The organism is Arthrobacter sp. NPDC058130 (assembly GCF_042884475.1).
Lineage (GTDB): Bacteria > Actinomycetota > Actinomycetes > Actinomycetales > Micrococcaceae > Arthrobacter.
This window is the reverse complement of record NZ_JBHVTV010000008.1, coordinates 74,943-100,737: the sequence shown is the minus strand read 5'-3', so window position 1 is coordinate 100,737 and position 25,795 is coordinate 74,943. Positions and strand designations below refer to the sequence as shown.

The 25,795-nt window shown below is 67.0% G+C and carries 27 protein-coding genes and 1 pseudogene; 19 read left to right on the top strand and 9 right to left on the bottom strand.

The features are described from left to right. Positions 1-23: 23 nt before the first annotated feature. Together ACFVTM_RS14575 and ACFVTM_RS14570 are read right to left on the bottom strand one after the other, a co-directional pair. On the bottom strand, positions 24-1,142 hold the full coding sequence (locus ACFVTM_RS14575) for an LCP family protein (protein WP_390204186.1): 1,119 nt from the start codon (positions 1,140-1,142) through the stop codon (positions 24-26). 77 nt (positions 1,143-1,219) lie between these two features. After that, positions 1,220-2,287, bottom strand: a complete 1,068-nt coding sequence (locus tag ACFVTM_RS14570; protein WP_390204185.1) for an LCP family protein — start codon at positions 2,285-2,287, stop codon at positions 1,220-1,222. A 423-nt stretch (positions 2,288-2,710) separates the two neighbouring features. Between ACFVTM_RS14570 and ACFVTM_RS14565 the strand changes: the two genes are divergently transcribed. Next, positions 2,711-3,040: a hypothetical protein gene (locus ACFVTM_RS14565; protein WP_390204184.1), complete on the top strand. Its 330-nt coding sequence runs from the start codon at positions 2,711-2,713 to the stop codon at positions 3,038-3,040. An 87-nt stretch (positions 3,041-3,127) separates the two neighbouring features. Here ACFVTM_RS14565 and ACFVTM_RS14560 read toward each other — a convergent pair whose 3' ends face one another. Further along, entirely contained in the window at positions 3,128-3,931 is an 804-nt protein-coding gene (locus ACFVTM_RS14560) for an IclR family transcriptional regulator (RefSeq protein ID WP_390204183.1), read from the bottom strand. Positions 3,932-4,052: 121 nt separating this feature from the next. Here ACFVTM_RS14560 and ACFVTM_RS14555 point away from each other — a divergent pair, with 121 nt between their 5' ends. From ACFVTM_RS14555 to ACFVTM_RS14520, 8 genes are all read left to right on the top strand, one after another. Next, positions 4,053-4,556 (top strand): tripartite tricarboxylate transporter TctB family protein, encoded by a 504-nt coding sequence (locus tag ACFVTM_RS14555; RefSeq protein ID WP_390204182.1) that lies wholly within the window; start codon positions 4,053-4,055, stop codon positions 4,554-4,556. A 2-nt stretch (positions 4,557-4,558) separates the two neighbouring features. Continuing rightward, entirely contained in the window at positions 4,559-6,061 is a 1,503-nt protein-coding gene (locus tag ACFVTM_RS14550) for a tripartite tricarboxylate transporter permease (RefSeq protein ID WP_390204181.1), read from the top strand. Between the two features lie 64 nt (positions 6,062-6,125). After that, positions 6,126-7,130, top strand: coding sequence for a tripartite tricarboxylate transporter substrate binding protein (locus ACFVTM_RS14545; protein WP_390204180.1), 1,005 nt, complete (start codon positions 6,126-6,128; stop codon positions 7,128-7,130). Positions 7,131-7,167: 37 nt separating this feature from the next. Continuing rightward, complete coding sequence (locus tag ACFVTM_RS14540; RefSeq protein WP_390204179.1) at positions 7,168-7,797, top strand: RraA family protein; 630 nt, start codon at positions 7,168-7,170, stop codon at positions 7,795-7,797. Positions 7,798-7,847: 50 nt separating this feature from the next. Further along, a complete protein-coding gene (locus ACFVTM_RS14535) occupies positions 7,848-8,636 on the top strand; it encodes a DUF1932 domain-containing protein (protein ID WP_390204178.1) in 789 nt (262 codons plus the stop codon). Between the two features lie 78 nt (positions 8,637-8,714). Further along, entirely contained in the window at positions 8,715-10,052 is a 1,338-nt protein-coding gene (locus tag ACFVTM_RS14530) for a TRAP transporter large permease subunit (protein WP_390204177.1), read from the top strand. Between the two features lie 13 nt (positions 10,053-10,065). Further along, positions 10,066-10,323 (top strand): hypothetical protein, encoded by a 258-nt coding sequence (locus tag ACFVTM_RS14525; RefSeq protein WP_390204176.1) that lies wholly within the window; start codon positions 10,066-10,068, stop codon positions 10,321-10,323. Further along, positions 10,320-11,315 (top strand): cyclase family protein, encoded by a 996-nt coding sequence (locus ACFVTM_RS14520; protein ID WP_390204175.1) that lies wholly within the window; start codon positions 10,320-10,322, stop codon positions 11,313-11,315. Before ACFVTM_RS14525 ends, ACFVTM_RS14520 begins: the two co-directional genes overlap by 4 nt. 106 nt (positions 11,316-11,421) lie before the next feature. On the opposite strand, the gene ACFVTM_RS14515 is transcribed toward ACFVTM_RS14520, so the two are convergent. Next, positions 11,422-12,519: a LacI family DNA-binding transcriptional regulator gene (locus ACFVTM_RS14515; protein ID WP_390204174.1), complete on the bottom strand. Its 1,098-nt coding sequence runs from the start codon at positions 12,517-12,519 to the stop codon at positions 11,422-11,424. 189 nt (positions 12,520-12,708) lie between these two features. Between ACFVTM_RS14515 and ACFVTM_RS14510 the strand changes: the two genes are divergently transcribed. The 3 genes and pseudogenes from ACFVTM_RS14510 to ACFVTM_RS14500 all read left to right on the top strand — a co-directional run bounded on the left by ACFVTM_RS14510 (position 12,709) and on the right by ACFVTM_RS14500 (position 15,938). Next, positions 12,709-13,878 carry a Gfo/Idh/MocA family protein gene (locus ACFVTM_RS14510; protein ID WP_390204173.1) on the top strand — a complete coding sequence of 390 codons (1,170 nt, stop codon included), beginning with the start codon at positions 12,709-12,711 and terminating at the stop codon, positions 13,876-13,878. Further along, a pseudogene (locus ACFVTM_RS14505) lies at positions 13,878-15,093 on the top strand (dihydrodipicolinate synthase family protein). Before ACFVTM_RS14510 ends, ACFVTM_RS14505 begins: the two are co-directional and overlap by 1 nt. Positions 15,094-15,098: 5 nt before the next feature. Then, on the top strand, positions 15,099-15,938 hold the full coding sequence (locus ACFVTM_RS14500) for a sugar phosphate isomerase/epimerase family protein (RefSeq protein ID WP_390204309.1): 840 nt from the start codon (positions 15,099-15,101) through the stop codon (positions 15,936-15,938). Between the two features lie 32 nt (positions 15,939-15,970). Here ACFVTM_RS14500 and ACFVTM_RS14495 read toward each other — a convergent pair whose 3' ends face one another. Further along, entirely contained in the window at positions 15,971-16,579 is a 609-nt protein-coding gene (locus ACFVTM_RS14495; protein WP_390204172.1) for a low molecular weight phosphatase family protein, read from the bottom strand. A gap of 185 nt (positions 16,580-16,764) precedes the next feature. On the opposite strand from ACFVTM_RS14495, the gene ACFVTM_RS14490 reads away from it, so the two are divergent. Both ACFVTM_RS14490 and ACFVTM_RS14485 read left to right on the top strand, forming a co-directional pair. After that, a complete protein-coding gene (locus ACFVTM_RS14490; protein WP_390204171.1) occupies positions 16,765-17,112 on the top strand; it encodes a hypothetical protein in 348 nt (115 codons plus the stop codon). A 9-nt stretch (positions 17,113-17,121) separates the two neighbouring features. Next, a complete protein-coding gene (locus ACFVTM_RS14485) occupies positions 17,122-18,408 on the top strand; it encodes a M23 family metallopeptidase (protein ID WP_390204170.1) in 1,287 nt (428 codons plus the stop codon). Between the two features lie 13 nt (positions 18,409-18,421). Here the strand turns inward: ACFVTM_RS14485 and ACFVTM_RS14480 are convergent, their stop codons facing one another. The 4 genes from ACFVTM_RS14480 to ACFVTM_RS14465 form a co-directional block, all read right to left on the bottom strand. Continuing rightward, on the bottom strand, positions 18,422-18,877 hold the full coding sequence (locus ACFVTM_RS14480) for a hypothetical protein (RefSeq protein WP_390204169.1): 456 nt from the start codon (positions 18,875-18,877) through the stop codon (positions 18,422-18,424). Positions 18,878-18,885: 8 nt separating this feature from the next. Then, positions 18,886-19,770, bottom strand: a complete 885-nt coding sequence (locus tag ACFVTM_RS14475) for a permease prefix domain 1-containing protein (RefSeq protein WP_390204168.1) — start codon at positions 19,768-19,770, stop codon at positions 18,886-18,888. Continuing rightward, a complete protein-coding gene (locus ACFVTM_RS14470) occupies positions 19,770-20,132 on the bottom strand; it encodes a PadR family transcriptional regulator (protein WP_277526425.1) in 363 nt (120 codons plus the stop codon). Before ACFVTM_RS14470 ends, ACFVTM_RS14475 begins: the two co-directional genes overlap by 1 nt. A gap of 70 nt (positions 20,133-20,202) precedes the next feature. Continuing rightward, on the bottom strand, positions 20,203-21,480 hold the full coding sequence (locus ACFVTM_RS14465; protein WP_390204167.1) for an amidohydrolase: 1,278 nt from the start codon (positions 21,478-21,480) through the stop codon (positions 20,203-20,205). Positions 21,481-21,677: 197 nt separating this feature from the next. On the opposite strand from ACFVTM_RS14465, the gene paaA reads away from it, so the two are divergent. From paaA to paaE, 5 genes are read left to right on the top strand one after another with little or no spacing between them, the layout of a single operon-like run. Then, positions 21,678-22,709 carry a 1,2-phenylacetyl-CoA epoxidase subunit PaaA gene (gene paaA, locus ACFVTM_RS14460; protein WP_390204166.1) on the top strand — a complete coding sequence of 344 codons (1,032 nt, stop codon included), beginning with the start codon at positions 21,678-21,680 and terminating at the stop codon, positions 22,707-22,709. Then, the gene (paaB, locus tag ACFVTM_RS14455; RefSeq protein ID WP_390204165.1) at positions 22,706-23,017 is read left to right on the top strand and encodes a 1,2-phenylacetyl-CoA epoxidase subunit PaaB; all 312 of its coding nucleotides are present in this window, start codon (positions 22,706-22,708) and stop codon (positions 23,015-23,017) included. Before paaA ends, paaB begins: the two co-directional genes overlap by 4 nt. Next, positions 23,014-23,931: a 1,2-phenylacetyl-CoA epoxidase subunit PaaC gene (gene paaC, locus ACFVTM_RS14450; RefSeq protein WP_390204164.1), complete on the top strand. Its 918-nt coding sequence runs from the start codon at positions 23,014-23,016 to the stop codon at positions 23,929-23,931. The genes paaB and paaC overlap by 4 nt, the downstream gene beginning before the upstream one ends. 11 nt (positions 23,932-23,942) lie before the next feature. After that, positions 23,943-24,515: a 1,2-phenylacetyl-CoA epoxidase subunit PaaD gene (gene paaD / locus ACFVTM_RS14445; protein WP_390204163.1), complete on the top strand. Its 573-nt coding sequence runs from the start codon at positions 23,943-23,945 to the stop codon at positions 24,513-24,515. Between the two features lie 15 nt (positions 24,516-24,530). Then, entirely contained in the window at positions 24,531-25,769 is a 1,239-nt protein-coding gene (paaE, locus tag ACFVTM_RS14440) for a 1,2-phenylacetyl-CoA epoxidase subunit PaaE (protein ID WP_390204162.1), read from the top strand. Positions 25,770-25,795 lie beyond the last annotated feature (26 nt).

The window sequence follows — 25,795 nt, the reverse complement described above, 5'->3', positions numbered from 1 at the left end:
CCCAATCTACCCAAAAGCGTGCGTCAATTGCCGTTCTGCAGATTGTGGGCCGCCACGTAGCGGGGGAGCGTTCCCGAGCCCAGTGCGGCGGAGACCGCGGCGGTTGCCGCCGGGGCCTGCAGGACAATCGACTGGCCGTCGCGGCTGAACCCGGTGCCGGCGGTCGGAAGCGTGAAGAAGACGCCGCGGCCCGGGCCTGCGCTGCGGAGGCCGAAGGCGAGGCGTTCAAGCGACTCCAGGGTGAAGCTGGCGTCCAGGGTCACATGCGGCAGCACCGTGGTGACGAGTTTCCGGACGGTAGCGCGGTCCGCCAGGCCGCCCTCGGCGGCCAGCTTGGCCATCACGGCCTTCAAGAAGGTCTGTTGGTTCCGGACCCGCTGGTAGTCGCCGTCAGCGAAGGCATGGCGCTCGCGGACGAAGGCCAGGGCCTGCACCCCGTTGAGCCGGTGCACGCCCGCCGGAAAATAGACCCTGTCATCCACCGTGCCGGTGAACGGCCGCTTGATGTCGACGTCGACGCCGCCGACCGCATCGGTCAGGGCCGCGAACCCCTGAAAATCGAGCATTACCGTGTGGTCGATGCGCTGGCCCAGCAGCGCCCCCACCGTCTGCGCCATCAGCGGCGTCCCGCCGAGGGACAGGGCTGAGTTGATCTTCGCCTGGCCGTGGCCGGGGATGTCCACCCACAGGTCGCGCATGATCGAGATGCCGTAGACGCTCTGCCGGTCCGCCGGGAGATGGATCAGCACGAGGACGTCCGCGCGTTGGTCGGAGACGCTCCCGGCGGCCGCCGCGGCCCGCTGATTGACCCGGCTGTCGCTACCGATCAACAGGATGTTAAGCGCGACGGCGGGTGGTTCCGGCGTGGGCGTGGGGCTGGGCGGTGTCGATGGCGTGGGCGGTGTCGACGGCGCGCGGCTGGCAGTCGCCGGCGCGGCCGCCGGGGCGGCGGTTCCCGCCGGAGCGGGGTCCGCGGGCCGTGGCCGGGAGAGAGAGTACGCCGAGACGGCGACGGCCACCGCGACGGCGAACAGCGCCGCCAGGAGCAGGAATATCCGGCGTCGACGGCCGTTCGCAGTGGCCGGTGGAGGGGACGGGGACGCCGCGGAAGCCGCTGCTGCTGGCTCCGGAGCGTTCCCCATGAACGGACGCTACCACCACTGCCCGCCCCGGAGGATGGGTCCAAGGACCCTCTCCGGGGCAGGTCACAAGGCGGGAATCAGTTCCCGTTCTCGAACTTGTTGGCCGCGACGTACTCACCCAGGGAATCCGAGGCCATCGCCGCGGAGATGGCCTGGATTGCTGTCGGGTCGGTCAGCACAATCGACTGGCCGTCCGTGGACGTTCCGATCCCGCCTGTCGGCAGCGTGAACATGACGGTGTTCTGCGCCCGGATGTCCTTGAGCTCGAGCGCCAGCCCTGCCACGGCTCCCGAATCCAGGGTCTTGTCGACCGTGACGAACGGCGAGACGGCGCCCACCATGTTGTTGATCGTGATCGGGTTGCTCAGCGTCTGGCCGGCGATCGATTTCTTGATGATGGCCCGCAGGAACTCCTGCTGGTTGCGGACCCGCTGGTAGTCGCCGTCGGCGTACGCGTGGCGTTCCCGCACGAAGGCCAGGGCCTCGGTTCCGTTGAAGGTGTGCTGGCCGGGGGCGAAGGACTGGCCCGGCAGCGCGGTGGAGGTGAACGGCAGCTTGAGGTTCACGCTTACCCCGCCCAGCGCGTCCGTGAGGCCCTTGAAGCCCTCGAAATCGATCATGGCCACGTGATCGATGCGCTGCTGGAAGATCGACTCGACGGTCTGCACCATCAGGGGTGTGCCGCCCAGGGCCAGCGCCGAGTTGATCTTCGCCTCGCCGTGCCCAGGGATGTCCACCCAGAGGTCACGCATGATGGACATGGTGTAGATGTTCTTGCGGTCCGCCGGGATATGCATGAGCATCAGCGTGTCCGCCCGCTGGTTCGTGGGCGTGCCGGCCGCCGAGTCGGCCTCGGTGGCGCCGCGGCTGTCGCTGCCCATCACCAGGATGTTCATCGCGCCGTCCGTCTTCTTCGGGCGAGTGGACTCGTCCGGGAAAGCCTGGTCAATCTTGCTGGAACCGGAGTCGAAGGTGTGCGCGAGGTTGAAGAGGTAACCGCCGGCAACAACCGCCACAAGCGCCACCACCACGGCGACGGCGATCAGCACCGTCCGGCCCCGGCGTTTCCGCACGGGCCGCGAGGGGCGGCGCTCGCGGAATTCCGTCCCGCGGACGTCGTCTGGGCTGTCGAAGGGGTCTGTCATGTGTTCCTCTACGTCGGCCGGGCCTGGTTGCCCGGAATCTAGCTGTCAGTATTTAGGCTGGCCACACCGGAGTATTGAGGCGCGAAACGCAGCGTGGACGGGATGGTCGGTGCTGGCTTGTCCTGCATTCGGTGGCACAGTTCCTCGCCACGGCGTTAGGGGGCACGATGTCGCTCTCCGTTGCGTCCTGGACCAATGCCAAGTGCCGGAAGGTCGTCGTGGGGCCTCCCTTACAATACACCGGGCATGCCGATCAACACTTTTCGACGAACAAACCGGCAGATAACGCGAGGTTTCCCGGATATGAAGCGCACTGTTGCCTGCGTCACACTCTCTGCCTAGGCTTGGTGGCGGTCGCAGCGTCGCGGCCAACCGGCCGCAGCGTCGCGGCCAAGCGGTACATGCACGAACAGGGGAATCGTTTTGAACCACAAACTCCGGGTTCTTGTCAGGCTTGACCTCGATTGCGGACAGGCGGAAGTGGCGGCACAGGGACATGTGACGGCGCAGAGCCTCCAGGCCCTTTACGTGGTGGTCAAGCGGGCAAACCACCTGAAAGAAGGACTCCACCTCGTGCTGGATGTCAGCCACGCAGTGGTGGAACCGGCGGCCATGGAGCAGCTGCGGGAGTGCTCGGCCTCGCACCACCTGCCGGCCGCCATCGACCCGCTTCAGTCAGAATGCCAGCTCAGCATCGTGGCGCCGTTGGAAACGGCCGCGGTTCCCCGCGTCCATCGGCTGGCGGCGGCCTAGCAGTCAGCCGCAGGGAGGGGAGCGGCGACGAATAGTCGGCGGCTAACTTCCGCCAGCGGCACCCCCCACCGTGCCGCCGGCTTCTTATTAGTAGACGGAGCCCTCCAGGAGCTCCGAGAGCCGGCCTGCGGCGCGCCGCAGTTCTGGAACGCCGGCCTTGAGGCCGGCTTCGCTGGCCGTTTCGACGGGACTGGTCAGAGCGATCGATTCACTGGGGCGGCCGGCCCTGTTCGGCACGGCGACGGCGACCGACAGCACGCCGGTGGCGCGCTCATCCGCGGAATAGGCATAGTCGACGCCGGGTTCGGGCAGTCGTGCGCGCAGCGCGTCGGCGGTAAACGTCTCCTCTTCATGGCCGGATGCGATGGCAGCGGCCGCCACCTGCCGGAGTTCTGCCTCCGAAACTGAGGCGAGCAGGATCTTCCCGGCCGCCCCAACCGTGAGGGGGAGCCGCTTTCCCAGTGGCAGGTCGTAGCGCAGGGGTGAATCGCCATCGACGCGCGCAACCAGGATTCGTTCAAAGCCGAGCCTGGTGTACAGCGATGCCGTGAGCCCGGTCTGGGAGGCCACCTGCTGAAGGATCGGCCGGGCGGCAACCACCAGGGGGTCGTTCTCCAGGTAGCTGCGGGCAGCAGGCAGCACCGCAGGGCCGATCCGGTACGACTTGTCCGTTTGGCTGACCATGCCGAAATCCTGAAGGACCCGCAGGATCCGCAGCGTGGTCGGCAGGCTCATGCCGCAGGTCCTGGCCAGGTCGCTGAGGCGCTGCGGCCGTTCCGCGCGCTGGAGTTCGGCGAAAACCTCCATCGCCCTCGACAGGGAGCGCATATTTGCGGCCTTGGGGCTGCCCTCTTCCGCGGAGCCACCTGAGTGTGTCGAAGTCACCGTCATTCTTTCATTCTATGTAACTTCCTTGTGCTTGACAGGCTTTGTGTCTCCTGTCACTATTTCTTCAGACGAAACACTCTTTCATTCTATGAAATGAATGATCACAGAACGTAAGAAGGAAACGATGACAACGGAGTCACTACTGACGAAACCCGAGCGCGCCATCCGTGTCGCTCCGTCGGTGCTTACGGGCATCGGCACGTTCACCGCCGTCGGCGTGTACGTCCTGGTCAGTTCGGTCGGCCTCGGCCTGTGGACGTCGCTGGGACCCGGCCCGGGCCTGTTCCCGTTCGCCATGGGAGGGGTGCTGGTCGCGATGTCCGCGCTCTGGCTGGTCCAGGAACTGCGCAGGCCGAGCGAGAAAGCCGAGGGGATCGACCGGGGCGTGGTCATCTCGGTCGTGGTCAGCCTTGTTGTCCTGGCGTCCGTCATGGATCTGCTGGGCTTCCAGCTGAGCATGTTCCTGTTCCTGCTCTACCACCTGAAACTGCGCGGCCGCCGGACCTGGGTGTCCTCGCTGATCATCGCCCTCGCCGGAAGCGTCGGCGCGTTCTATGCCTTCAACTACGGGCTGAACGTCGCGCTTCCCGTGTCGGCCTTCGCTCCGCTGAACCTGATCGGACTCTAGACGTGGACACAATCAACGAACTGCTCGGCGGCTTCGCCACCGCCATGACCTGGCAAAACCTGCTCTTTGCCTTCCTCGGCTGCCTGTTGGGCACCATCATCGGAGTCCTTCCCGGTGTCGGCCCGGTGGCCGGCGTGGCCCTGCTCATCCCGCTCACCCTGAACCTGGACCCCGCCGGCTCCATCATCATGCTGTGCGCCATTTTCTACGGCACCCAGTACGGGGGCACCATCACCAGCGTCCTTTTGAATACTCCGGGGGAGGCGTCGTCGGCGATCACCACCATCGACGGCTACGCGATGACCAAGATCGGCAGGGCAGGCGCGGCTTTGACCCTGGCCGCCGTGGGATCCTTCGTCGGCGGAACAATCGCCACCATCGGCCTGGTCGCTGCCGCCAAACCCCTGGGTGAACTGGGCCTGCTCGTCGGGCCACCAGAGTTCTTCGCGCTGATGGTCGTCGGCATCTCCCTGCTGGTAGCCCTGGCCGGCAAATCCATGGTCAAGGCCATCATCTCCGGCGCCCTGGGCCTGCTGATCTCCATGGTCGGCATCGACCCCGTCGCCGGCGCCCCGCGCTTCACCTTCGGCATGGACCGACTCCTCGACGGCGTCAGCTTCGTCGCCGTCATCGTCGGAGTCTTCGGGCTCTCCGAGATCCTCTCGTACCGCAAGAACTCAGAGACCCCGCTGGTCCATGCCCCCGGCATGCGCTCCCTGCTCCCGACCCGGACAGAATGGCGGCGCAGCGCCCCCGCCATGGCGAGGGGCACCGGCGTCGGCTTCGGACTCGGCCTCATTCCCGGCATGACCGGATCGGTGTCCTCCCTGCTGTCCTACGCCGCAGAAAAAAAGTTCTCCCGCTTCCGCAGTGAACTAGGCAAGGGGGCAGTGGAAGGCGTCGCCGGTCCCGAAACGGCCAACAACGCCCACGCCAACGCCGCCCTGATCCCGCTCTTCACCCTCGGCATCCCCGCATCCCCGACCATCGCCGTGCTGATGGGCGCGTTCCTCCAGCAGGGCCTGACGCCCGGGCCCGCCCTCTTCACCGACCACTCCGAGATCGCCTGGGCCATCATCGCCAGCCTCTTCATCGGCAACGTCCTGCTGCTGCTGCTCAACGTCCCCCTGGTCGGCGTCTGGACCTCCATCCTGCGCGTCCCCACCCCCATCCTCACCGCCCTGATCCTGCTCTTCATGGTGATCGGCGCCTACACCATCAACTTCAGCGTCTTCGACGTTTTCGTCATGATCGGCTTCGGCCTCCTCGGCCTGGCCCTGCGGAACCTGGACATCCCGCTGGCACCGATGGTCCTCACCCTCGTACTGGGCCCGCTGATGGAACGCTCACTGCGCGAATCCCTGGAAATCTCCCAAGGCGACTTCAGCGTCTTCACCAGCCGCCCCATCTCCGCGGTGCTGATCGGCGTCGGCGCGCTCATCATCTGCAGCCCGTTGCTCAAGTTCCGCAAACCCAAGGCCCTCACCGAGGACCCCGAAGCCTAAACCCAGTTCACGCCCGTTACCTATCAATCCGTCACACTCAACTTTTCTTCAAAGGAGAAGACCCTTGTCACGCAAGAAAATCACCGCAGCCTTCGCCGCAGCCGCCCTCATCGCCCTCACCGGCTGCGGCGCCAACGCCAGCGCCAACAACGCCGCCTCCGGGGACGACTTCCCGAAAAAAGGTAAGTCCATCGACCTGATCGTCGCCTTCTCCTCCGGCGGAGCCGTGGACACCGCAGCCCGCCTCGTCCAGCCGATCCTGGAGAAAGAACTCGGCACCAACGTCGAGGTCATCAACAAGCCCGGCGCCGGCGGACAGATCGGCTACACGGCACTGACCAGCGCCAAGCCCGACGGCTACACCATCGGAGCTACCGGCTCGCCGTCCGTCGTCGTCTCACCCCTGGACCCGGCCCGCGGCGCCAAATACACCCGGGACAGCTTCCAGCCCCTCGGCCGGCAGGTCATTGACCCCGCCGTCATCGCCGTCCAGCCGGACAGCCCCTACAAAACGCTGAAGGAACTCCTCGACGCCGCCAAGGCCCAGCCGAAGTCACTGACCGCCAGCACCACCGGGCTGCAGACCGGCGAACACTTCGCCCTAGCCCAGATCCAGGAGACCACCGGCTCCGAGTTCGCCCCAGTGCACTTCTCCGAGGGCGCCTCCCAGGCCACCACCGCCTTCCTTGGCAGGCACGTCGATGTCCTGGTCGCCAACGTCAGCGACGTGACCGACCTGACCAAGCAGGGCAAGGCCCGCGTCCTGGGCATCATGACAGCCGAACGCTCACCCGCCCTGCCCGACGTCCCCACCTTCAAGGAATCCGGCTACGACGTCGAAGCCGGCACCGTCCGCGGCTACTCCGCACCGGCCGGCCTGCCGGACGCCGTCGCCAAGAAGCTCGAAGCCGCCCTGCAGAAGGCCATCGAGGACCCCGCCGTCAAGGAAAAGATGGGCGCCCTCGGCCTGCAGACCAGCTACCTCTCCGGCACCGACTACGAAAAGTTCTGGGCCGGGCAGGAAGCGGACTTCAAGAAGGTCCTCCCGCTGGTCCAGAAAAAAGGCTAGCCCTCCCACCAGTCACCACCCACGGAAGAAATCCACCATGACAACTCCCGTCCTTGAGGACATCGACTCAGACTTCGCCCGCCCCGACAAGGACGTGCTCGACCGCCTCGCCAAATTGCCCGCCGCCAACATCGGCGACGCCATGGACCGCCTCGGAATCGCAGACTCCGCCATCCAGGCCATCTGGCCCGGCGCCCGCCTCGCCGGGCCCGCCTTCACCGTCTGGACACGACCCGGCGACAACCAGGGCATCCACCGCGCCCTGCAGCTCGCCCGCCCCGGAGACGTGATCGTCGTCTCCGGCGGCGGGGACGAATCCCGGGCGCTGCTGGGCGAGCTCATCGGCGAACGTGCCATCAACCTTGGCCTCGCCGGGTTTGCCGTGGACGGCGCCGCCCGCGACGCGGAAGCCCTCGGTGAGATCGGCATGCCGGTCTTCGCCCGCGCCGTCACCCCGGCCGGGCCGTACAAGAACGGCCCGTCCCGGCTGGGCACCCCGATTTCCTTCGGTGGGGTTCCCGTCCTCCCGGGGGACATCATCATCGGCGATTCCGACGGCGTCGTCGTCATCCCCCGAGACCAGGCAACAGCCGTGGCGGAAGCGGCCGAGGGCGTCTTCGCCGACGAAACTAACCGCCGCGCCGCCATCATCGCCGACCGCCACTAGGCCGACCCGCCACTCAACAGAACCGCACTAGAGAGAAAAGACCCAATAAAATGACAGCGTGCACCGTCATCGGCCTCGGTGAGGCCGGAGCCACCTACGCGGCCGCCTTGGTCGCCGCAGGCCACAGCGTGACGGGATTCGATCCCGTCGCCCCCGCCACCCCGGCCGGCGTCACCCGGGCAGTGACCGCGGCAGCAGCCTGCGCCGGCGCGGACATCGTCCTGGTCCTCACCGGGGCGGGCGCCGCCCGAAGCGTTGCCCAGGAATGCCTGCCGGTCCTGCCTGCCGGCAGCTGCTACGCGGATTTCACGTCCTCGTCCCCGCAGGTCATGCAGGAACTCGGGCAGCTGCCCAGCGCAGCGCGTTTCGCCGACGTCGCCATTCTCGGGCCCGTCCCCACCCAGGGGGCAAGAACACCCCTGATGGTCAGTGGCCCGGGATCCCGGGCAGTTGCCGAGCTTCTGTCCCCGCTGGGCGCCGACGTCGAAATCGCCGACGGGGAACCCGGGGCCGCGATGGCCCACAAACTGCTCCGAAGCGTCCTGATGAAAGGCATGGCCTCGGTCGTCGTCGAAGCGGTCACCGCCGGACGGGCCGCCGGCCTGGAGGACTGGATCCGCGCTCAGATCGCCCGCCAGCTCGCCGGCGACGGCCACGCCGTCATCGACAGGTTCCTCACCGGCACCGCCAAGCACGCACTGCGCCGCTCCAAGGAAATGCAGGACACCGCCGGCTACCTGTCCGAGCTGGGAGTGCCCGCCGAGATGACGGCGGCCTCAGCGACCGCCCTGACACGCATGGCCCAGGAAACGGTACCGGCGGCGCCGGCCTTGCGCTGATCCCGTCATCAGGGAGAATCAGGAACAGGAACCAACGATGAACCTTCCAGTAAGAATTTCCCACTCAGGAGCGGCAGCATGATCGGCATCTGGGCCCTTGGGGCCTACCTGGCCGTCATCCTGCTCTGGACCACAGTGATCAAACGCAGCGTCGGAGAAGCCATGATCCTCGGCTTCCTGGCCGTGCTCCCGTTCACGGGAGCCGCCGCGGCACAGATCGGCTGGGCCTCCTTGTACTCGGCCGCCACGGACGAAATCGTGTACGCCACCATGGCCTTCGTGTTCATGGGCTACCTGCTGGACAAAACCGGCGTGCTCGACCGGCTCATCGACCTGCTGAACTCCCTGATCGGCGGCGTCAAGGGCGGCCCCGCCTGGGTGTCTACCGTGGCGTCCGCCGGTCTGGGCGGGGTGGTCCACAACCAGGCGGCCATCGCCGCGACCGTCGGCTCCGTGACCATCCCCTGGATGGAGAAGTCCCGGATCGACAAGCCCGCCGCGGCGACTCTCGTGGCCGGAAACGCCGGAATGGGCATCACCTTTCCGTTCAGCGCCTCCATGTTCGTGCTCGTCGGATCCGCCACCGTCGGCCCCCTGCTAAACGTCAACGAGCTGGTTCTTCCCCTGCTCATTGGCGGACTCTGGTGCTTCCTGCACCGGCTCATCGTGACCTGGCTGCTGATCCGACAGAGCGGGATGACGCCGCTGGATCCTGCGCACCGGCTGGCGGCCCGGGTAGCGTTCGGGCGCGGCTGGGCCACCCTGCTGCTCTTCATTGTGGTGGCCATCCCGCTGATCATCACCTCCGGCGCCATCGCCACGGCACTGTCGGACTGGACCGGAGGCGATATCACCAAGTCCGTCAGCGTCATCGTCTGGATCCCGGTCGTCCTCCTCATCACCGGGGCCCTCTTGGGCAGGAAACAGCTGCCGGGCAGCGGCAGCGCCTGGTGGGCGCTGCTGCGGGACTCCTCCCCGAGGTTCGGGATCGTCGGCATCACCGTGCTCTTCGCCTTCGCGGGCGCCAACGCCCTCGCCGCGACCGGCCTCCCCAAACAGATGACCGCCCTACTCAACCAACTGAACCTGCCCCTGTGGCTCCTCGCCATCCTCATCGGGCTGATCGTCATCGCCGTCGCCGCGCCCCTCTCCGCGACGGCCACCATGGCAGCCGTCGGAACCGTCGGTGTCGCCACACTCGTGGCCGCCGGCGTCCCGGCAACCACCGCCGCCGTCGCGGTGCTGATCTTCTCCTCCTGCGAAGCAGCGGTTCCCCCCGGAGGCGCACCGCTCTACGTCGCCTGCGGCATCGCAGACGTGGATCCGGTCAAGACCTTCTCCCGCCTGCTCACCCACTATGCCCTGCCGCTGCTGGGCATCGGCGTGCTGATCATCGTCGGCATCCTGCCGATCTAAAGGAACCAGCCCAATGCACAAGATCAGACGAACCATCGAAGCCATCTTCGTCCTGACACTCGCCCTTCTCCTCCTGGGCGGCGTCGTATTCGTGGCAGGCCAGGCCATCGCCCTGACCGCCGGCCAGGGCGACTGGCTGCAATTCTTCAATGACGCGTTCAAGCCCCCTCTGTGCATCGCTGCCTCGGTGTGCGCGGTCGCCGGCTTCCTCCTCAGCTACAAGAGCCATCAAAAACAGAAGCAAACCCCGCAGGAAGCAACCATGCGATGACAGGCGCCAAGGAAACCGAACCAGGAACGTACCCAACTTTCGCCGAGCTGCTGCAGCGGGAAGGCCGCCTCGCCGGGACATCCTGGGGATTGTTTCCCGAACCGGACCGCGGAACGCCGTCCTTCATTACACAGGACGCCATCCTGGAAGCCACTGACTGCATCAGGACCGGCACGGTCTTCGGACTGGACTATCCGGCGGACGCCTTCGACCCCGGGATGTCGCTCAAACGCAGCGCACCCCGCCACACGATCTACTCTTCCCATCCCGCCCACCGCGACGATTACCTGGACGGCTACTACCTCCAAGGCTCCACCCAGATCGACGGACTCCGGCACCGGAGGGCAGATGACATCGGCTTCTACAACGGCACCCCCGACGAGCGAATCAAGGAAGGCACCCCGGAGCTCGGCATCCAGGAATGGGCTGACAACCCGATCGTTGGCAGGGGAGTCCTGGTCGACCTCCACGGGCACCGCAACGGTCTGGGCGCCCCCATCGACCATGCAGCAGGTGAAGCCCTCAGCCTCGACCTGATCCAGGCGGCGATGGCGGCCCAGTCGCTCAGCATCCGTCCGGGTGACATCCTGATGCTCCACACCGGCTGGTGTGAATGGTTCCTGGCCCTCTCCGCGGAGGAAAAACAACGGGCCCGCGACAGCCGTCGTGCCAGCGGTGTGGCCCAGTCAGGGGATTTCGTCGCCTGGGCCTGGGACCACCGTCTCGCCCTCCTGGCCGCAGACAACTTCGCCCTCGAATGCCTGCCGGCCGTGCCAGGTAGCCCGTTCCAACGTTCCGCCCCAAACGACCACGGCATGATGCACCAACAACTCCTCGCCAAACTCGGCATGCCCCTGGGCGAGCTGTGGCGGCTTGGGCCCCTCAGCCGGCACATGAAAACCACCGGCCGGTGGGAAGGGTTCCTCAGCATCAAACCGCTGAACATCACCGGAGGGACAGGCTCACCCGCCAACGCCACCGCGGTGACGTGACCCGACACGCAGTGCCGGCCGGCGTTGCAACGGCACTTGCCCCGAGTGCCGGCTCCAATCACTGCGGGGACAGGTCCGAAATCCGTAACGAGCTCTGCGCGTCGCCCTAGTTTCGGGGCGCGGAGGACGACTGGGTGCTGCGACGCAACGTGACCTGGCCGGCGATGGCGGTGCCGTCGTCCGCGCCGCCGGCTCCGGTCTGCCCCGTGGTGCCGGCCAGTGCGGCGAGCCTGCCGATCTTCTCGAGGGGGAGGCGGACCGTGGACAGGGATGGCCGGAAGTCCCGGAGCGTTTCGATGTCGTCGAATCCTGCGATCAAGACGTCGCGGGGCACCCGCAATCCCTCGGACCGGAGTGCGGCCACAGCGCCGATGGCCATGACGTCGCTCGCGGCAAAGATGCACGGCCGCGGCGCTTCACCGGTCGAGGCTTTATTGGCCTTCCGCGCGGCGGAGATCCGGTTGGCGAGCGTGAGACCCGCCTCGTAACCGCCGGTGCGGTCAAAGCTGGCGCGGAGGACCTCGGCCGGCGGCAGCCCGGCTGCTGCCAGGCCGCTCTGGTACCCGCGGACGCGGTCGTCGGAGGTGAGCAGACCCTCCGGACCGCCAATAATCACGAATTCCCCGGGGACCTGCGCCAGGGTCGTGGCGAGCTGCGCAGCCAGCGCCTCGTTGGGGACAGCCACTACGTGATAGCCGTCCAGGGCGGCTGCTCCGACGATGGGGTGTCCCAACACCCCTACGCGCCCGCCGTTTCGGCAGTACCGGTCGAGTTCTGCCGCGAGTTCGGCATTGCTCTCCTGGTCCTCCGGCCGGATGGAACGTGATCCGGCGATGACGATCGAATCGGCCCGGCGGGCGGCGAAGGCGGCTGCCGCGGCGCGTTCGTCGGCCGGCGTTCCCTCGGTCGTCGCCAGCAGGACCATCTTGCCTTGCTCCCTGGCGGCCGCCTGGACGCCGCGGGCAATTGCCGCAAAGTAGGGGTCGGCGATGTCGTGCACAACCAAGCCGACGAGTCCCGAGGTGGATCTTGCCAATCCCTGCGCCTGGGCGTTTGGGACGTAGCCCAGGGAAGCTGCAGCCTGCCTGACGCGCTCCGCCACGTCTTGGCCGGGTTTTCTGTCAGAGCCATTGAGAACCCGGGAGGCGGTGGCCAGGGAAACCCCGGCCAGCCGGGCTACTTCGGCGAGCGTGCTTGCGGCCACGGAAACTCCTGTTCTGAAGGCGCTGGTTCAGGCAGGTCCATTCCCGCCTCCGTCTTCCATCCTACGCAATTTGCTGGAAAGCGCTTGCCATTGCGACCCCGGCAACGCATTATGAACGCATGGGAATGCGCTTTCCCGACTACGCAGATCCCAGAAAAGCAGCTGACATCCAAGAACCGTGGAGGACACATGGGCTTCGAAACAAAGACGATCCGCATCGCCATGAACGGCATTACCGGCCGGATGGGCTACCGCCAGCACCTGCTGCGCTCCATCCTCCCCATCCGCGACGCCGGTGGGTTCACCCTGGAAGACGGCACCAAGGTGCAGGTGGAACCGATCCTGGTGGGCCGCAACGAGGCAAAGATCCGGGAGCTTGCCGAGCTGCACAAGGTCTCCGAGTGGAGCACGGACCTGGACGCAGTGATCAACGACCCCACCGTCGACGTCGTCTTTGACGCGTCCATGACCAGCCTCCGCGCGGCGACACTGAAGAAGGCCATGCGCGCCGGCAAGCACATCTTCACCGAGAAGCCCACCGCCGAGACGCTGGAGGAAGCCATCGAGCTGGCCCGCATCGGCAAGGAAGCCGGCGTCACGGCGGGCGTCGTGCACGACAAGCTGTACCTGCCGGGCCTGGTCAAGCTGCGCCGGCTCGTGGACGAGGGCTTCTTCGGCCGCATCCTCTCGATCCGCGGCGAGTTCGGCTACTGGGTCTTCGAAGGCGACGTCCAGGCGGCCCAGCGTCCGTCCTGGAACTACCGGAAGGAAGACGGCGGCGGCATGACCACCGACATGTTCTGCCACTGGAACTACGTCCTGGAAGGCATCATCGGCAAGGTCAAGAGCGTCAACGCCAAGACGGCAACCCACATCCCGGCCCGCTGGGACGAGGCCGGCACGGAATACAAAGCCACGGCCGACGACGCGTCCTACGGCATCTTCGAACTCGAAACCCCCGGCGGCGGGCCGGTCGTTGGCCAGATCAATTCCTCGTGGGCGGTCCGTGTCTACCGCGACGAGCTGGTGGAATTCCAGATTGACGGCACGCATGGCTCCGCCGTCGCCGGCCTGAACAAGTGCGTCGCGCAGCAGCGCGCCCACACGCCCAAGCCGGTCTGGAACCCGGACCTGCCGGTCACCGAATCCTTCCGCAGCCAGTGGCAGGAGGTCCCCGCGAACGCCGAGCTGGACAACGGGTTCAAGCTGCAGTGGGAAGAATTCCTCCGCGACGTCGTCGCCGGCCGCGAACACCGCTTCGGCCTGCTCTCCGCGGCCCGCGGCGTCCAGCTCGCCGAACTGGGCCTGCAGTCCAACGCCGAGCGCCGCACCATCGATATCCCGGAGATCACGCTCTGATGACCTCCCTCATTCTTCCCATGTACGACGGCGGCACCCGCCAGTACCGGCTCGGGGACGCCCCCCCGCTGGAGGAAGCCGACGGCGCCGCTGGCGTCACGGCGCGCCTACGCCGCGGCCCATGTCATTCCCGAAGTCACCGCCGACAACACGCCGGGCGCCCCGGCCCGGCTGGACTGGGACGCCACCCTGGCGTACCGGCACGAGCTCTGGTCCTACGGCCTGGGCGTGGCCGATGCCATGGATACCGCCCAGCGCGGCATGGGCCTGGACTGGGACGCCACCCAGCAGCTCATCAAACGCACCGGCGCCGAAGCAGCTTCAGTGGTTGCCTCCGGCGCTGCCGCGACCGCCGGCAAGACCGTGCGCGATCTCGTCTCCTGCGGCGCCGGGACCGACCAGCTGGACCTGGCAACGCTGCCCTCCGGCGCAGCCGGCCTCCAGGCGGTCCTAAACGCCTATCGCGAGCAGATCGCCGTCGTCGCCGAAGCGGGGCCGAAGGTGATCCTGATGGCCTCGCGGGCGCTGGCGAAGGTGGCCGGCGGGCCGGATGACTACCTGCATGTCTACTCGACCCTGCTGCATGAGGCGGACCGGCCGGTCATCCTGCACTGGCTGGGCACCATGTTCGATCCGGCGCTGGCGGGGTACTGGGGCTCCGACGACGTCCCCACCGCCACCGGGACGTTCCTGTCCCTGATCCGGGAGCACGCTGACAAGGTCGACGGGGTCAAGGTCTCGCTCCTGGACGCCGCCCACGAAGTGGCCCTGCGGGCCGCCCTGCCCGAGACCGTCCGCCTCTACACCGGCGACGACTTCAACTACCCCGAACTCATCGACGGCGACGGCACGCATCACTCGGATGCCCTGCTGGGCATCTTCGCGGCAATTTACCCGGCAGCCTCGGCGGCCCTGCAGAGCTACGACGCCGGCAACGCTGCGGAAGCGCGGGCCATCCTCGACTCCACCCGGGAGCTGGGCAAGCACATCTTCAGCGCCCCCACCTTCTACTACAAGACCGGCATCGCGTTCCTGTCCTGGCTGAACGGCAAGCAGCCCGGATTCCAGATGGTGGGCGGGCTGCACTCCGGCCGGTCCGTGGTGCACCTGGCGAAGACCTTCGAACTGGCAGACCGGGCCGGACTGATCACGAACCCCGCCCTGGCCGCCTTCCGGATGTCGGATTTCCTGCGGATCAACGGGGTGGCGGCATGAGCGACGTGTCCGGCTTCTCACGGTTGTCACTGAACAGCGCCACCACCAAGAAGTGGACCCTGGCCGAGGCTGTTGACGGCTGCGTGCGCGCCGGGATCCCGGCGATCGGGCCGTGGCGGGACACCGTGCACGACGCCGGCCTGGACAAGGCCGCCCGGCTGATCAGGGACGCCGGGCTGCGCGTGTCCTCGCTGTGCCGCGGCGGCTTCCTCACCGCCCCCGACGCCGCCGGCCAGGCCGCAGCACTGGCGGACAACCGGGCCGCCATCCTGGAGGCCGTGGCCCTGGACACCCGGGACCTGTTCCTCGTGGTCGGCGGCCTGGCACCGGGGGAGAGGGACGTCGTCGCGGCCCGCCGGCGCGTGGCCGACCGCCTCGAGGACCTGGTCCCGTTCGCCTCCGAAAACGGAGTCCGGCTGGTCCTCGAACCGCTGCACCCGATGTACGCCGCGGACCGGGCCCTGATCTCCACCCTGGGCCAGGCCCTGGACCTGGCGGCCCCCTACGACGCGAAGGCGGTCGGCGTCGCCGTCGACACCTTCCACGTCTGGTGGGACCCGGAACTGAAGACGCAGATCGAACGGGCCGGCCGGGAAAACAGGATCGCCTCCTACCAAGTGTGCGACTTCAACCTCCCCATCGCCGCGGACGCCCTGCTGTCCCGGGGCATGATGGGTGACGGCGTCATCGACTTCGCGACCATCGGCACCTGGGTCCGGGACGCCGGATACACCGGCGACATCGAAGTGGAAATCTTCAACCAGGAGATCTGGGACGCCGACGGCGATACCGTCCTGGCCACCATGAAGGACCGCTACGCCAAACTCGTGCTGCCCCACGCCTGACCGGCGCCCGGCACAACACCCGCTGCGGCCGCTCAGCTGTTGTGCCGGGCGAAACGCAGGATCGTGAGGAGGGCGGGCGCGAGCTCGTCCTCCATCTGCCGGTACATGTCCTCGCCGCGGCGGTAGGGATCCACGACGTCGTTCTCTGACGCATCCTCCGCGAGGGCCAGATGCCGTACCGCAGCGGCCCGGACGGGTAACGCCCGCCAGAAGGCCGGGAGGTCCGCCGCCGGAGCCTGTGCACCGTCGTTCTGCTCTGTGTCTCTTTGTTCAAGGACCTTTAGCATTCGCGCGAACTCGCGGATGGTGAAAGTGCGTCGGAGCAGGGAAGCATCCATCTGCAGCACTTCGCCCCTGTGCCGCGCGGCCATGGTCAACACCAGGTCCGTGTCGCGCAGGATTTTCGGAGTCAGCTGGCGGGCAGCAAAGCCGTCGGCTGTTCCGCCGTAGTTCCGGATGATGTCCGCTGAGCTGGGCTGGACAGCCTCGCCCACCATGGCCCGTGTGCCGGCGCTCTCCACGCGGAAGGCGCCGGGCCTCACCTGGTCGAGACCGGACCGGAGCAAGCGCTCCGCAACGGGCGAGCGGCAGATATTGCCGGTGCAGACAGTGAGGATCCGAATGGGTGAGGACGTTTCCAAGGTTTCCAGTTTCCGGTGAGGAGATTCATGGGTTCGGAGACGCGGATGCGACGTAGCTTTCGAGCTTATCCTCCTTGGGCGCAGTCGCGACTTTCTCCACTCTGTCACGGCGATGGACACGGCGCAGCAGAATAATTCCGGGCCCGGATGCGTTTCACAGGTTACCGGCCGGAAGAAGGATTTACGTGTCTACGCCCAAGCATGCCGCACTCGCCGATGCCCGCGACCGTGCCCTTGAAGTGCGCGCGCTCTATGAGATTCTCGAGCGGCGCCTGAACGGAAAGGTCTGGACGGACCACGAGCTCATGATGGGGTTCTCGAACGACGTCGGGTACATCGGGCGGCTCCTGCTGGCCCACGAAGGCACCTGGGATATTGACGGGGATCCCACTGCGGAGCTCGAGCACAAACTTTCGGAATCGCTTTGGTGGATTTTCGTTCTTGCTGATCGCCTCGACATCGACATGACCGATGCCTACAACAAGACGATGGACAAGATCCGGGCCGGCCTCGACAACGCCGTGAAGGGCTGAGTTTTCCCGATGAATGCGTCCGGCCGGCGCCGAATCGTCGCCTTCGTGGCGGCGGCGATCGGCGTCGCGCTGGCAGTCGTTCTTCTCCTGGTCTCCTCGGGATCCGACACTCTGCATCGTCCAGATGCGAAACACAGTCCGGAACCAAATTCGCTCGAGGCACCGTCCGCGGCTGCCGACGAATTCTCACCGATCACGGCCTCGACGCTGGGCTCCCCGAGCACGGCAGTGCCCGGGACCGACGAGCAGTGGCACTTGGTCTACGAACTTCACCTGACGAACGTCAGGCCGCAGCCGTCCACCGTGGAGAGCATCGACGTCCTGGACGCCGCCAACGAGGGCCGGATTGTCGAGACGTTTTCGGGAGCTGACCTCCAGCGCCGGTTGCGGACGCTGGGTTCGAGGCCCACCACGAGCCTGGCGCTCGAGCCGAATGGCGCCCGCCTCGTGCTCATTGAACTCGACTTCGACGGCCCCGAAGACGTTCCGAACGCGTTGGTGCATCGCTTCCATGTCCTCACGGCGCCTGTCGACGGCGGCAGCGCTTACGCGCAAACCGCCTACATGGCGGCGCCCCTCCCGCTCGACGGCGGCGCCACCGTGGTCGGGCCGCCGTTGACCGGCGCGGGCTGGGTGGCCGGGAATGGCTGCTGCGCCACCGACGGCGTGCACCGTGCCACGGTGCTGCCGATCAACGGAGCCCTGCACGCCGCACAGCGCTTCGCCATCGACTGGATTCGCCTCGACAGCCAGGGCCGGCTGGTCAACGGCGACCCCGCCGATGTGCGCAGCTACACCGCATATGGTGCGGACATCGTTGCTGTTGCCGGCGGCACCGTGGTGGGCGCACTGGATACCCTCGACGACCAGATCCCTGGCCAGCTGCCCGACCCCGGCACGATCACGCTGGAGAACGTCCTCGGCAACCACGTCACGGTACGCCACGGCGACGGCCGTTACGCCACGTACGCGCACATGCAGAAGGGCTCGGTGGCCGTCGGGGTGGGCAGCAGTGTCCTGCCCGGCCAGACGCTGGGCAGGATCGGCAACACGGGAAACACCTCCGCGCCGCACCTGCACTTCCAGATCACGGAAGGCAGATCGGTCCTCGGCTCGGACGGACTGCCGTTCGTCGTCGACCGCTTCAGGCTCCAGGGCCGGATGAACGCGCAGCGGTGGGCGGCTGCCACGACGCTGGAGGGCACGTGGAACGAGGGACTTCTCCCGAGCCCGAGCCCACGCAGCGCCGAGATTCCGCTCGACGTCGACATTGTTGACTTCGGGGACCGCCGCTGACAGCAGCGATCGACTAGATGAAGCCGAAGACGGGCGGGAAGACCACCACCACTGCCGCTGCCCAGACGCCGTAGACCGGCAGGTAGCGTGTTTGCCAGCGCTCCACCGCGGCAAACGGGAGGCGCCCGCGCAGGAATCCGACGGCGAGCCAGGCCGCGCGCAACAAGTGCACCAGCAACAGCAGGTTCAGCCCGAGCGCGGCGATCTTGTTGGGGCTAAAGCCGAACTCGGCGATACGGGTCAGCATTGCGGTCAGCATCACAGCATCGACCGCAAGGGCCGCGATGACGAGGGCCAACTGCAGGGCATCGAACGGTCCGGGCGGGGCGAGCGGGTCGCGGGCGGAAATTGAGTAGAGCAGCAGGCAGAGGACCAGCACGAGGATCGCGTCCATGAGAATCAGCAGGTTGCGGTCGATGTCGGCGAAACCGCCCGCCGTGGCAAGCACGGCCAGCAGGACCAGCAGCATGGCAACAGTCAGCGGCGTGAATACGCGGGTGAGGACCGGAGCGATATTTCCACCACCTGCTGCTTGGCCTCGACGAGCCAGGCGGCGACCACGAGAGCCCCGGGCACAGCGAACGGCAGGACCCAATCTTCCACGACCGGCTGGAAATCGGCGCCCACAACCCGGAGCGTCGCGAGGGTGAGCGCGATCAGGACTGCGCCGCCGAGCGCCAGCAGCGTGTAGTAGATCGCAAGCTCGCCGGTAAACCGGACAAAGTCCATGCGCCGCTTGTCGGACCGCCATCTCCCGCCGACGTAGGCCATTCCGGTCAGCACGCCCAGGATGACCGGGGCGTGCAGGGCAGCGAGCAACCCCGTGGCGCCGTCCGGGGCGAACGGATAGAGGTTGAGCACCGCCGCAAGGGCGGCAAACGGGACGATCAGGGTCGCCGCCACCGTCCAGGTGAAACGCCGCTTCCATGCGAAGTACGCCGCTACGAAGGGGAAGACGAGCAGGCCCAGGTTGCGCATCAGGGCGGCGCCGTCGCCGATCCAGACAGTTCCGGCCTTGACCGCCACGCCGGCCCCGACGGCGAGTGCGAGGACGACGGCCAGCTCGCGCCAAGGGGAGGTGCCGGCGTCGCCGGAACCCTCGGGCACCAGGACGAGCTGCTTCCACAGCCGGTCGGAGTGCTCGCGGGCAAACTCGCGTGAGACAGCGTCCAGGTTGCCCATCCGCTTGATGGCGACGAGGAAGGCCTCCTCGTCATCGAGGCCGGTCGCCTGCCGGTCGGCGATTTGCTCGCGCAGGTGGTCCTCCAGCTCATCGACGTCGGCGGGGGAGATCGCCCGGTTCCGCTGGACGTATCCGCGCCACCGATCGATCTGGGCCTCCAGCTCAGCGTGCGGCGCCATCACGCCCATCCCTCAGTCGCGGCCGCCGGCCCCTGCGTGGTCTGCCACACCTGGCGCAGCGCGTCCGCGACGACGGTCCACTGCTCCTGCCGGTCGGCAAGGGCGTCCCGGCCGGCGGGGGTGATGGTGTAATGCTTGCGCCGGCGACCGGCGTCGGAAGTCCCCCACAGCGAGGATACGTAACCCAGCCGCTCGAGCCGGTGCAGCAGCGGGTAGAGCATCCCGTCCGTCCACTGCATGCCGCCGCCCGAGAGCTCACTCACGCGCTTGAGGATTGCGTAGCCGTACAGGTCGCCGTCCGCCAGGATGCCCAGCACAAGGGGAGTGGCCGAGGCGGCGACCAGGTCTTTATCAATGCGCACTGCGCCTCCTATACCTAGAGCTGAAGGGTATCAAACATAGTAGCTCTAGGTATACGAATCCTTTCGCAATTCAGGGCGCGGCAGCCTCTTGCGACTCCCGTCCCAGCCAGGCCAGGGCTGCGGTGACGAGGGCTTCGGTTCCGGTCTGTAGGGTCGGTTGGAGGACGGGCAGGAACATCGGCGAGTGGTTCGCCGGAATGTCCTCCTGCACGCGGTGGGCCCGTACGGCGGCGCGGTAGGTTTCCGGGTCCGTTCCGCCGATGCCCCAGTAGGTGTAGGGGATGTTGCCGGCCCGGGGGATGTCGCTGAAGTCTTCGCTGGCTGTTTGGAGCTCCAGGCTGCCGGCCCGGTCGCCGAAATAGGCGCTGAATGCCGCCGCGACGCGCGTTGTTGATGCGTCGTCGTTGACGGTGAGCGGGAAACGGTCGAAGATCTCGAATTCCGGTTCTTTGGGGGAGCCGCTGGCGGTGCACTCGGACTGGACGATGCGCCGGACAGAGTCGAGAATCCGCTGCCTTGTGGCGTCGGTATAGGTGCGCAGATTCAGTTCCATCACTGCCGAATCGGGGATGATGTTGCTTTTGGTCCCGGCGTGAAGGCTTCCCACGGTGAGGACGGCGGGTTCGGTGGGTGGGATTTCGCGGGAAATGACTGTCTGCAGGCGAATGACGATCATGGCGGCCAGGACCACAGGGTCAACGGTGTTCTGCGGCGTCGAGCCGTGGCCGCCGCGGCCGTGGACCGTGATGCGGATGCTGTCGGCGCTGGATAAGACCGGGCCGTGCCGGGTAGCGACGTGGCCCGCGACGCCCGGCAGCACATGCTGGGCGAGGGCGACGTCGGGCGCAGGGATCCGTTCCAGGAAGGCATCGGCGAGCATGCCGCGGGCTCCGTCGCCGGTCTCCTCCGCCGGCTGGAACAGGGCCACGAGCGTGCCGCGCCACAGGTCCCGATGATCGGCGAGCAGTCTGGAGGCGCCCAGCAGGCATGCGACGTGAACGTCGTGCCCGCAGGCGTGCATGACCGGCACGCGGTCGCCGCCTTGGTCCTCGGCTGTGACGGTGCTTGCATAGCCGGCACCGGTCCGTTCCTGCACGGGCAGCGCGTCCATGTCCGCACGGAGCAAAACCGTTGGCCCGTGGCCATTCTGCAGCACCGCCGCGACGCCTGTTCCCCCGATCCCAGACTGCGTTTGGAAGCCGTAGGAACTCATGTCGCGCGTCACGTTGGCGGCGGTGCGGAGTTCCTGGTGTGAGAGCTCGGGGTTTTGGTGGAGGTCCTTGTAGAAGTCTTCCTGTTCCGCGCGGATGGACTCGTAGTGCTGCAGTATCTGTGCGGTCGCGTCCACGATGCCTCCTTTCATCCGGCTGGAGCGTCCTGCCCTGGCTCCTGTCCCAACCTACGCCGGGCCGGTCCGGCCTGCCAGGAATTTCCCTGTCGCCTGCCAGGACCATGCGGCCGCGGTGCCTTGACGCATCTCTGACCTTCCGCATATCCTGAACGAACGGTCGGTAATTATTTATCGGAAATTCACTAGGAGCAACCATGGCATCGCAGACCCTGCAGTCAGTGCCCGCCGAGCCATCGCCGGAACGGCATGAACCGAGCCCCGAGGACGCGGCCCGGCGCGACGCCGAGGGCCAGGCCTACTTCGACAAGGTCATGGCCGAAGATTCCCGGATCGAACCGCGGGACTGGATGCCCCCGGCCTACCGCAAAACGCTCCTGCGCCAGATCTCCCAGCACGCCCACTCGGAGATCATTGGCATGCAGCCCGAAGCCAACTGGATCTCCCGCGCCCCGAGCCTGAAGCGCAAGGCCATCCTCATGGCCAAGGTCCAGGACGAGGCAGGCCACGGCCTCTATCTCTACTCCGCCGCCGAGACCCTCGGCCAGCCGCGTGATCAGATGATGCAGGACCTGATGGACGGCAAAGCCAAGTACTCCTCCATCTTCAACTACCCGGCCCGCACTTGGGCCGACATGGGTGCCATCGGGTGGATGGTCGACGGCGCCGCGATCGCCAACCAGGTGCCGCTCTGCCGCGCGTCCTTCGGCCCCTACGGCCGGGCCATGGTGCGGGTCTGCAAGGAAGAGTCCTTCCACCAGCGCCAGGGCTTCGAGATCCTGCTGGAACTCTCCCACGGCACTCCCGAACAGAAGCAGATGGCGCAGGACGCGGTGAACCGCTGGTACGCCCCGGCCCTGATGATGTTTGGCCCGCCTGATGACGACTCGCCCAACTCCAAGCAGTCCATGGCCTGGAACATCAAGCGGTTCAGCAATGACGAGCTGCGCAACCGGTTTGTCGGCATGATGATGGAGCAGGTCAAGGTCCTCGACCTGACGCTTCCGGATAAGGACATCCGGTTCAACGAGGAAACCAGGAAGTGGGAGCACGGGCCGCTGGATTGGGCTGAATTCCACGAAGTCCTGGCCGGCCGCGGCCCCTGCAACGCCCAGCGCCTGGAACGGCGCCGCGAGGCACACCAGAACGGCGCCTGGGTACGCGAAGCCGCAGCGGCTTATGCCGAAAAACAGAGCCGCAAGCAAGCACAGAAGGATTCAGCAGCATGACCTCCTCATCACCCGAAACCCACGCAGGCAACGTCTGGCCGATCTGGGAAGTATTCGTCCGCTCCAGCCGCGGCCTGTCCCACGTCCACGCAGGATCCCTGCACGCACCCGACGCGGCCATGGCCCTGCGCAACGCCCGGGATCTCTACACCCGCCGCAACGAAGGCGTGTCCATCTGGGTGGTCCCGGCCGACGCCATCGCCTCCAGCGACCCCGATTCCAAGGGTTCCTTCTTTGAATCCCCGCAGGGCAAGGACTACCGGCACGCCACGTACTACACCAAGAGTGAGGGCGTGAAGCACCTGTGAGCACACCTGAAACTGCAGAAGAAACGGGCGGCCACGGGGACATCTCCGTCGGCGTATCCGGTGCCGGTGCCAGCGGCGACGGGACGGCCAGCGCCACCCGCATCACCCCCGGCAATGCCCTCCGCCCCGAGGACATCGCGCTGGCCGTCAGCCGCGGCTCCGCGAAGCCGAGCGAGGACGCCGCTGAGTTCGCCCTGCGCTTGGGCGACGACGCCCTAATCCTTGCCCAGCGCCTGGGCCACTGGATCTCCCGCGCGCCGGAACTCGAAGAGGACGTCGCCCTCGGCAACATCGCCCTGGACGAGCTGGGCCACGCCCGGTCCTTCCTCAGCTACGCCGGCGGACTGGACGGGCGCAGCGAGGACGATCTCGCCTACTTCCGCCGCGAGCACGAGTTCCGCTCGGCTGCCCTCTTCGAGCAGCCGAACGGGGACTTCGCCGTCACGATCGCCCGGCAGTTCGTGGTCAGCCATTACCAGTTCGAGCTCTACCGCCGGCTGACCTCCTCCACCGACTCCACCCTGGCCGGCATCGCCGCCAAGGCGGTCAAGGAAGTGGACTACCACCGGGACCACAGCACCCAGTGGGTCCTGCGCCTGGCCCTTGGCACGGACGAATCGCGCCAGCGCATGATCCACGCGTTCAAGGTCATCTGGCCCTTCGTGGACGAGCTGTTCCGCGACGACGAACTCACCGGACGCCTCAGCGAAGCCGGCGCCGCGCCCCAGCCGTCCAGCCTGCGCGAGGACTTCGACCGGCTCACCGGCGAGGTCCTGGCCGAAGCCGAGCTCGAGGTCCCCAACGTCCAGCCAACACCGGGCGGTGGCCGCCGCGGCCTGCACTCCGAACACCTCGGCTACATCCTCGCCGAGATGCAGGTGCTCGCCCGCGAGCACCCCGGAGCCAGCTGGTAGGCGCCATGGAAATGTTCGTTTCTGACCCGGAAACCGCGGAGCGCCGCAACGCCGCCCAGGGCAACACCGCCCAACAGAAGGCCTGGGCGGTGGCTGCCACAGTCTGCGACCCCGAAATCCCGGTCCTCACCATTGCGGATCTCGGCATCCTGCGCGATGTCCAGGTTTCGAAGGAACCAAGCGCTGGCGACGGCGGCATGGTTCCCGCCGTCCAGGTCACCATCACCCCGACCTACTCCGGCTGCCCTGCCATGGACGCCATCCGGGATGACCTCACGGCAGCTTTCCATGGTGCGGGGTACCCTAGCGTCCGGGTGGAACTTGTCCTCTCGCCGGCCTGGACCACGGACTGGATGAGCGAGGAAGGCAAAGCCAAGCTGGAGCAGTACGGGATCGCCCCACCCTCTGGCCACTCGGCGGCCACCCGGCACGCCGGCCCCATCCGGCTCTCGCTCGCCGTCAAATGTCCCCAGTGCTCATCATTGAACACCAAAGAACTCACCCGCTTCGGTTCCACCTCCTGCAAGGCGCTCTACGTATGCCAGGACTGCAAAGAACCGTTCGACTACTTCAAAGTTTTGTAAGGAACAGGTGCCTCCATGAAGGTTGTCCGCCAGAGCGCCGCGGAGTCGGCCGCAGCCACCGGCCGCCGTCGTGCGTCCTTCCACACCCTGACGGTAGACGAAGTCCGCCGGCTCACCGACGACGCCATCGAAGTGACGTTCGGCGTCCCGGCCGAGCTCGCCGGACAGTTCGACTACCTGCCGGGCCAGTACGTCGCGCTGCGCACCACCCTGCCGGACGACGACGGCCAGCCCCACGAGATCCGCCGCAGCTACTCGATCTGCGCCGAACCGCGCAGCTTCGCGGACGGCTCCAGCGAAATCCGCGTGGCCATCAAGAAGGACCTCGGGGGCCTGTTCTCCACGTGGGCCAACGCCGAACTGAAGGCCGGCGACGCCCTGGACGTCATGAGCCCCATGGGCGCCTTTGTCTCCAAGCACGGCCGCGACGGCAAGCCGGTGGAACAAAACGTCATGAACTCCATGAACGATCCGAAGGAATTGGAAAACAGCTTGGCGGGGGAACCGGGTTCGTTCGTGGCGATCGCCGCCGGCTCCGGCATCACGCCCGTGATCGCCATCGCCCGGACCCTGCTGGCGGCCCACCCGGAGACCCGTTTCGACCTCATCTACGCCAACAAGGCCGCCATGGACGTGATGTTCCTGGAGGAGCTCGCGGATCTGAAGGACAAGTACCCGGCCCGGCTCGCGCTGCACCACGTGCTCTCCCGTGAACAGCGGATCGCGCCGCTGCTCAGCGGCAGGATCGACGCCGAGAAGCTGCAGGCGCTGCTGGGCACCGCCATCCACGCGGACGACGTCGACGAATGGTTCCTCTGCGGCCCGTTCGAGCTCGTCCAGCTGTGCCGGGACACGCTCGCCGCCCGCGGCGTCGCCCCGGAGCACGTCCGCTTCGAGCTTTTCACCTCCGGCAAGCCGGACCGCCCGGAGGGCAACGTCGGCCGGCCCGTGATCGAGGACGAGTCCAAGGAGACCTACAAGATCACCTTCAAGCTGGACGGCCTGCAGGGCGATGTCACCAGCCCCACCCACGCCCGGGAATCCATTCTCAACGCGGCCCTCCGGGTCCGGCCGGACGTGCCGTTCGCCTGCGCCGGCGGCGTCTGCGGCACCTGCCGGGCCAAGGTGGTCAGCGGCAATGTCACCATGGATGAGAACTACGCCCTGGAGCAGGACGAGCTCGACAAGGGCTACGTCCTGACCTGCCAGTCCCACCCCACCACCCCGGAAGTCACTGTCGACTTCGACGTCTAGGTTTCTTCGACGTCCGCCTTCGAATC